Origin of the sequence: uncultured Tessaracoccus sp. (assembly GCF_947286155.1) — a bacterium.
Taxonomy (GTDB): Bacteria; Actinomycetota; Actinomycetes; order Propionibacteriales; family Propionibacteriaceae; genus Arachnia.
Genome location: NZ_CAMYPD010000077.1, coordinates 1 through 7,178, shown reverse-complemented (window position 1 = coordinate 7,178; position 7,178 = coordinate 1). Strand labels below are relative to the sequence as shown.

At 68.6% G+C, this 7,178-nt stretch carries 7 protein-coding genes and 1 pseudogene; 3 read left to right on the top strand and 5 right to left on the bottom strand.

The window, feature by feature from the left end; translation table 11 throughout:
- From Q0X68_RS12785 to Q0X68_RS12775, 3 genes are all read left to right on the top strand, one after another.
- The coding region (locus Q0X68_RS12785) for a class I SAM-dependent methyltransferase (RefSeq protein ID WP_297752514.1) at window positions 1-402 on the top strand (402 nt) is incomplete at its 5' end.
- Complete coding sequence (locus Q0X68_RS12780; protein ID WP_297752510.1) at window positions 399-2,054, top strand: TM0106 family RecB-like putative nuclease; 1,656 nt, start codon at window positions 399-401, stop codon at window positions 2,052-2,054. The genes Q0X68_RS12785 and Q0X68_RS12780, both read left to right, overlap by 4 nt.
- A gap of 153 nt (window positions 2,055-2,207) precedes the next feature.
- Window positions 2,208-2,606, top strand: coding sequence for a nuclear transport factor 2 family protein (locus tag Q0X68_RS12775; RefSeq protein WP_366128406.1), 399 nt, complete (start codon window positions 2,208-2,210; stop codon window positions 2,604-2,606).
- 39 nt (window positions 2,607-2,645) lie between these two features.
- Here Q0X68_RS12775 and Q0X68_RS12770 read toward each other — a convergent pair whose 3' ends face one another.
- From Q0X68_RS12770 to Q0X68_RS12750, 5 genes and pseudogenes are all read right to left on the bottom strand, one after another.
- Window positions 2,646-3,218 carry a type IV toxin-antitoxin system AbiEi family antitoxin domain-containing protein gene (locus tag Q0X68_RS12770; protein ID WP_297752507.1) on the bottom strand — a complete coding sequence of 191 codons (573 nt, stop codon included), beginning with the start codon at window positions 3,216-3,218 and terminating at the stop codon, window positions 2,646-2,648.
- Between the two features lie 124 nt (window positions 3,219-3,342).
- The gene (gene menD, locus Q0X68_RS12765; protein ID WP_297752504.1) at window positions 3,343-4,881 is read right to left on the bottom strand and encodes a 2-succinyl-5-enolpyruvyl-6-hydroxy-3-cyclohexene-1-carboxylic-acid synthase; all 1,539 of its coding nucleotides are present in this window, start codon (window positions 4,879-4,881) and stop codon (window positions 3,343-3,345) included.
- A 25-nt stretch (window positions 4,882-4,906) separates the two neighbouring features.
- Window positions 4,907-5,851 carry an o-succinylbenzoate synthase gene (locus tag Q0X68_RS12760; RefSeq protein ID WP_297752500.1) on the bottom strand — a complete coding sequence of 315 codons (945 nt, stop codon included), beginning with the start codon at window positions 5,849-5,851 and terminating at the stop codon, window positions 4,907-4,909.
- Complete coding sequence (locus Q0X68_RS12755) at window positions 5,848-6,723, bottom strand: 1,4-dihydroxy-2-naphthoate polyprenyltransferase (protein WP_297752498.1); 876 nt, start codon at window positions 6,721-6,723, stop codon at window positions 5,848-5,850. Before Q0X68_RS12755 ends, Q0X68_RS12760 begins: the two co-directional genes overlap by 4 nt.
- Window positions 6,720-7,178 (bottom strand): annotated as a pseudogene (locus Q0X68_RS12750) (hypothetical protein); the annotation flags it as partial. The pseudogene Q0X68_RS12750 and the gene Q0X68_RS12755, both read right to left, overlap by 4 nt.

The following is a 7,178-nucleotide window of genomic DNA, read 5'->3' as shown; positions in this document are numbered from 1 at the left end:
TCGTTCATCAACGCCGACGCGCTCCAGCTCCCCTTCCCCGACGAGACATTCGACGCCGTCACCATCAGTTACGGCCTGCGCAACGTCGAGCACACTCTCGAGGCCCTCCAGGAGATGCTGCGGGTGACCCGTCGCGGGGGGCGCATCGTCGTGAATGAGTTCTCCACCCCCACCAACCCGGCCTTTCGGAAGGTGTACAAGGACTACCTGCTGCGCGCCCTGCCCCCGCTGGCGAAGATTTCGCCCAACCCTGTCGCCTACAGCTACCTGGCAGATTCCATCATGGACTGGCCTGATCAGCGCGCGTTGGCCGAGCTCATGACGCAGGCGGGCTGGACGAGCGTCGAGTGGCGCAACCTCACCGGCGGCATCGTCGCGCTGCACCGAGGACGTCGCCCGTGATCCTGCTCGACCCCTACGCCGCGCGCTCCTGCCCGGTGAAGACGTTCAACGCATTCGACCCGACGCAGGAAGCCCCCGTGCTCGACGAAGCGCTCCACGAGGCGTTCCAGGGCGGCGCCGATTTCCGCAAGTCCGTCCTCGATGTGTTGGCGGCGTCGCCGGGCGCGGTGGACTTGCGGGAGAGCCCTGGGGTCGAGGCGACGCGGGCTGTCGTCGAATCGGGCGCGACGGTGATCGTCGGCCCGCGGCTCCCCCACGACGAGGAGGGCCATCGTCGCGGCTCCCCCGACGCCCTCATCCGCGACCTGGATGCGAGCGAGCCCCGCTACTGGCCGCTGAAAACCAAGCCGTACCGCATCGTCGAGAAACAGATGCGAGGGAACGATCTGGAGGTATCGACGCTGCGCTCCCCCACGCAACGGACGGTGCTCGCCGACCGTCGTTACCGCACCTACCGCGAGGGCGCGCTGCTGGAGCTCGCGCACGCCTGGCGCATCCTCGACACCGCCGGCTGGGCCAGTGAAGCGCGGCAGGTGGGCATCGTGGGCGATGCCGGCGATGGCACCGACCCGGTGATCGTCTGGGTCAATCTGGAGCACAAATTCATCCGCACGTTCTCCCGGACGAGCGGCTACAAGCTGCGGAGCCCGCTGGAGCGCTACGACCACGAGCACGGGTTCCGCCTGCACGTCGCCGAGGCTGCCAGCGCCCGCACCGGCACGGATGACCCGGAGCCGCTAGTGCGCCCCATCCGAGTGAAGGAATGCGAGTATTGCGCCTGGTGGGAGCGCTGCCGCACAAAGATGGACGACGACGATCTCTCGCTGCGCATTGCCAAGGCGCCGTTGGATGTGCGGGAGCTGCAGACCTTGTTGGGGCTTGGGATCAAGACGGTCGCGCAGCTCGCGGAGGCCGATATCGAGGAGATTTTGCCGCAGTATCTGCCGCTGACCCAGCACCGCGACCGTTCGGAAGCCCGCCTGCGTCAGGCGCATCGTCGGGCGCAGATGATGGCGCGCGGGGTCGCGCTGGAGCGGGTGAGCGTCGATCCGATCGGCGTGCCGCGCGCTGAGGTTGAGATCGATTTCGACATCGAGACGGCGGGCGACGGGTCGGTGTACCTGTGGGGTTGCCTGGTGAGCGGGGTGGGCGATGAACCTGAGTACGTGCCGTTCGTGCGGTTCGAGCACCTCGACGCCGACGCCGAGTTGGCGCTCGCGGTGGAGTTTTGTCAGTGGCTGATACAGATGGCTGAGCGGTATCCCGGCATGCGTGTGTACCACTACTCCGACTACGAGGTGGTGCACATCCGGCGCCTTGCGCAGCGCTCCAACCATCCAGCGCTCCAGGCGGCGTTGGCGCTCGTCAGCGAGCATTTCGTCGACCTCTACCAGTACGTCAAAGACAACTTCGTCGGCGTCGACGGGCTGGGGTTGAAAGTGGTGGCCACGCGCGGAGCGGGCTTTGCGTGGCGCGACGAGGAGCCGGGCGGTCTGCAATCGCAGACGTGGTTCGCGAACGCCGTCGACGACCACGACGACGCCTCGCGGGTGCGGGTGCTGGAGTACAACGAGGACGACGTGCGCGCCACGCTGCAGTTGCGCCACTGGCTCGCGCGCTTGGATGTCGACGAGGAGTCACCCGGCAGCTAGCGCCTGGCGTTGCCGCCTAGTACAGCTAGCGAGCAGATCCGCGTCTCGTATGGATCGTGCTAGCCGCGTCGAGGAGCTCGAAACCTTCGAACAACACGTGGATGTGTCGATGCGATCGACGCGATAGGTGCAGTACGCAATACAGTCGGGTACATGGACATAATGACTCTGCCCGCCCTGAGTACGCTCGAACGTCAGGGGTGGGATGCACTACTCTGCAACCAGACCGGCTCGTCGTTCTATGGATCATTAATGACCGAGGACGCCGTCATGGTCCTCGTGAATGGTTTCACGATGGACAGGGACACCGTGGTCACATCCCTCGACCATGCACCAGCATGGGACAGCTATACGATCAGCGACGAGCGGATCGTTCGCGTAGGAGCGGAAGCGGCAGCACTGGTGTACCGGGCCACCGCTCAGCGCGCGGGCGAAGAGCCCTTCGAAGCGATCATGACGAGCGTGTACATCAAATCGGCCGATGGCCCTCGACTCGCGCTCTACACCCAGACGACAGCGACGCACGCATCCGACGCTGAACGCAATCGTTGAGCGTGTAGCTGGCACGGGTGCCACGGCCCGGTGCCAGAGTCATAGCAACACCTCCAACGCCAGGTGCAGTCGCGGCTTCGCCTTGGAGAAGGCATCGGCCATGCGCAGCAATCTCGCCGGCGTTGAGCCTTTGTGGCGCAGCCATCGCCGGAGTGCCTCGTGAGCGGTCTCGCTTCCCTCACGATGCATGAGTCGGAAGCAGTCGATGATGGTCCGCTCGGGCGAGTAGATCGCTATTGACACACCCGGGGCGACCTGGTGTGTTTCGCGTCCGAGGGTGAAGGTGTCGGTGGCGAAGCTATGCCAGGTCACGTGGCTGAACCCAGCCGGGTGCCTGGTGCCGCGCGGCAGGGCGATGTCGGTGCCGAACGGGATCACATCGGTGAGGTCGTGATGCGCGAGCGCGCTGGTGAGGCATAACGTCGCCTCCGGTCGCACAGCGGTCGCGGCGGCGAGGGGAACAAAGCGCTCATCGATCACGCCTGGCCGCAGGTACACACCACGTCCGACGCGCTCGATTTCCTCAGCCGCGAGCAGGCTGTAGACCTCATCCTTGCGCAGACCCGCCGCTCGGGCCTGTTCGAGTGTGAAGACGGGTCTCAGATCTATCACCGTCACCCCAACGCGCCTCCTATCCGTATACACACCTAGCATATGTGTCAACAGTTAGGAACGGAAGCGGGGCAGCACCGGAGGGTCCCCCGTGAGGTCGATCAATATCGCCGGTCCAGTACGGCTACGGCCGGGGATACCTCGCGACGATGCACTCGGCGTCGCTGGCGAGCGCGGCCTGCAGTTCTGCGCGGGAGGTAGCCACCGTCGTGTTCCAACCGAAGGCCCGAGCAACCGCGGCGAGGTCGACGTCTTGCGGTGTGCCGAAGACGCGCTCGAAGGCGTCGGCGTATTCCGGCTGGCCCTGCTCGAGCTTGTGGAAGAGCGAGCCGCCGTTGTCGTCGCCGATCACGATCCGCAGGCGGGCGCGCGGCTCCGACTTGGGGCGGGCGAGCGAGCCGATGTCGTGCTGGGCGGTGAGGTCGCCCAGGAGGACGGTGGTTGGGAGCCCGGTGCCCAGCGCGATGCCGGCGGCGGTGGCGATGGTGCCGTCGATGCCGGCCTGTCCGCGGCTGGCCCAGGTGGTGGGCGGCGCGGCCTGGATGGGTGCGAGGTCGGCGTCGCGGATGAGGTTGCTGGCGCCGAAGACGAGATTCTCCTCCGGCCCGGTGGCGGCTAGCACCGCGTCGGCGACGGCCCGCCCGTTCCACGCGGCGTTGCCTTCGACGGCGGCGTCGGCTTCGCGCCAGCGCGCGAGCCACGCTGGGTCTTGCCGCCCGAGGGTGACTCGGTCGGCGACGATGCTCGCGCGGTGTCCGGTGTCGGGCCAGGTGGCGTGCGGCGTCACGACGACAACCTCGACGTCGCTGCGCGCCAGCAGTGCCAGTTGAGGCCGTGACAAGGTGGGATGCCCGAAGACGATGGCGCGCTCAGCGTCGTGGGCGAGCTCCTGGTTCAGCAGCCGGCGGTAGTTCGCGATGGCGCAGTGGCCGGCCCGGGCGTTCGAAGCGGGTTCGGCCAGCAGCGGCAAGCCAGCGTGCTCGGCGAGCGCCCGCGCCTCTGCGCCGACGGCGGGCTCGGCCTCGCCCGCCACCACGACGGTGCGCTTGGTTCCGACAAGCTCGACGACATCGCTGCCCCGGCTCGCCGCGACTTGCGCGACGTGCACGTCGGGGGTGGGCACCTGCCCCACGAGCGGCGGCGTGAACTCGAGGTTGAGCTGCACGGGCCCTGGCTCGCGAGTGCGGGTGCCGAGCGCCAGGTGGGCGGCGCGCTGCACGGCGGCACTCCAGGCGGCTGGGCCGCCGGATTGCGACGAGAGCCGCACCGTGCCCAGCACGGATGGGCCGAAGATGCCCACCTGGTCGGCGGTCTGGCTGGCGCCGGAGCCGACGAGCTCCATCGGGCGGTCGGCGGTGAGCACGAGCATCGGCACCCCGGCGTGCCGGGCTTCCAGCACGGCAGGGTGCAGGTTCGCAACGGCGGATCCGCTGGTGACGGCCACCACGGCGAGCTCTCCCGTCGCTTTGGACAGGCCGAGCGCACGGAAGGCGGCGGACCGCTCGTCGACGACGACGTGCAGCGAGAGCGCACCGTCGGCGTCGAGACGGTGGAACGCCATCGACAGCGGGGCGTTGCGCGACCCCGCGCCGCTCACCACGCCGGCGACGCCCATCCGCGCCAGCGTGTGCGCCACCACCGCACCCAGCTCCACACTGCTCATACTCGCTCCTTGTCGTGCTGCCGCATCACAGTTGCCCTGATTCCTCGAGCACGCGCTGCGCACGCTCGAACCGCGCCTGCCACCACCTGGTCGTGTCGTCGTCGGCGAGGTGCCGCGACGCCAGCGTCGGCTCCAAGCCGACGATCGGCGGCGTCAGCCAGCCGTCATCCGGCAGGAGCGGGCGCTCGACGACGTCGCCTTCCAGTAGCCGCACGGTCTCGAGCCCGCACGCCCACGGCAGCTCCGGCAAGGCCGCGGCCAGGGCCACGCCCGCAGCGATGCCAACGGAGGTTTCCACCGCCGACGACACCACGCACGGCATTCTCAGTTCTTTGGCGAGCGCCAGGCAGCGGCGGATGCCGCCGAGTGGCTGCACCTTGAGCACGATGCCGTCGGCCGCGTCCAGTTCCGCCACGCGGTACGGGTCGTCGGCTTTGCGGATGGACTCGTCGGCGACGATGGGCACGCCCAGTCCCAGGGAGCGCAGGCGGGCGAGGTCGTCGACGCTGGCGCACGGCTGTTCGGCATACTGCAGTTGCAGGGGCGCCAGAGCGCTCAGCGCGCGGGTGGCCTCGTCGAGGCTCCAGCCGCCGTTGGCGTCGACACGCAGCTGCGCCTCCGGGAGCGCCTCGCGCACGGCGCGCACGCGGGCGAGGTCATCGTCGAGAGAAGTCTCGCCGGCCACCTTGATCTTGATGGTGCGGCAACCGGTTTCCCTCGCGCGCCGCACCGCATCGTCGGGCGCGAGCGCGGGCACGATGCCGTTGACGGGCACCTGGTCGCGGAAGGGGCCGGGGAAGCCGTGCTCGGCGATGTCGAGTGCCGCGAGTAGCCACGTCGCGGCCTCCTCGTCGCCGTACTCGGGGAAAGGGCTCCACTCGGCCCAGCCGGCCTTGCCTTCAAGCAGTACGCCTTGGCGTCTGCGCAGCCCGCGGAAGGGCACGCGCATGGCGATGTCGTAGACGATCATGCGAGGAACACCCCGACGACGAGCCCGAATCCGATGCCGATGCCTGCCATGCCGGTGCCCTGAATGACAGGAATGAGCGCCTTGCCGGTGGCTCCGCCGAGCACGAGTTTCAGCGGGGCGACGACCACGCCGAGCCCCAGGAGGGCGATGAGCGCCCACCACGTGGTGCCCGCCGCGAAGGCCACCACTGATGCGGCAGCGAGCACGACGAGCGCGGTGTACAGCCATCGGGTGCCTTGGTCGCCGAGGCGCACGGCGAGGGTGCGCTTGCCCACCTCCTTATCGGTGGGAATGTCGCGCAGGTTATTGCCGACGAGCACCCCGCACGCCATCGCGCCAACGGCGGCACCAGCGCACCACGCGTACCAAGGCGCGGCGAGCACATTGATATAGGTGGTGCCGACGGTGGCGACCAGCCCGAAGAAAATGAAGACAAACACCTCGCCAAGCCCGATGTAGCCGTACGGGTGCTTGCCGCCGGTGTAGTACCACGCGGCCAGGATGCACAGCGCGCCGACGAGGAGCAGCCACCACTGCGCCGTCAGCCACACGATGACGAGGCCAACCAGCGCTGCCACCGCGAAGCTCACGAAGGCGGCGCGTCGCACCTGGGCGGGCTCGGCCAGGCCGGATGCGGTGAGACGCAGCGGCCCGGCGCGGTCTTCGTCGGTGCCGCGAACACCATCGGAGTAGTCGTTGGCATAGTTCACGCCCACCTGCAGCGCTACGGCCACTAGCAGCGCGAGCACCGTGAGAAGCAGGTCGACGCGCTCGGCGTACATGGCGGCGGCAGCGCCGGCGAGGATGGGGGCGACGGCGGCGGGCAGCGTGCGGGGGCGAGCGCCTTCGACCCAGATGTTGAAGCTTGTCATTGCGCCAGCCATCTTAGGAGCTTTTCGCGATCTGGCTTGCCGCCAGAAGTTCGCGGCAGCTCATCGACGACGCACAGCTGGCGCGGCAAGGCGTGCTTCGGGAGCGTCGAGCGCAGGCGCGCGCGCCACTGATCGAGGGTGCCATGTGTGGCAAACAGCACGATCCGCTGCCCCCATTCGTCATCGTCGACGGCGAGCACCCAGGCGTCGGCGTCGAGGGCGGTGACGGCGGCCCGCACGGCTGCGAGGTCAGCTTTGAGGCCACCGGTGATGACGATGTCATCCGCACGTCCGAGCACGCGGAGGCGCCCGTCGGCCCACTCGCCGCGATCCTTCGTCAGCAGCGATCCGCCGCTCACCATCGGCCCGCTCAGACGAATGAGGCCGCGCTCAATGGCCACCTCGACGCCGGGCAGCGGCACGCCGTCGTAGACCACGCCCCCGCAGGTCTCGCT

Coding starts and splice junctions, on each gene's coding strand:
- Q0X68_RS12775 (WP_366128406.1), top strand. CDS start 2,208: ATGGACATAATGACTCTGCCCGCCCTGAGTACGCTCGAACGTCAGGGG.
- menD (WP_297752504.1), bottom strand. CDS start 4,881: ATGAGCAGTGTGGAGCTGGGTGCGGTGGTGGCGCACACGCTGGCGCGG.
- Q0X68_RS12760 (WP_297752500.1), bottom strand. CDS start 5,851: ATGATCGTCTACGACATCGCCATGCGCGTGCCCTTCCGCGGGCTGCGC.
- Q0X68_RS12755 (WP_297752498.1), bottom strand. CDS start 6,723: ATGACAAGCTTCAACATCTGGGTCGAAGGCGCTCGCCCCCGCACGCTG.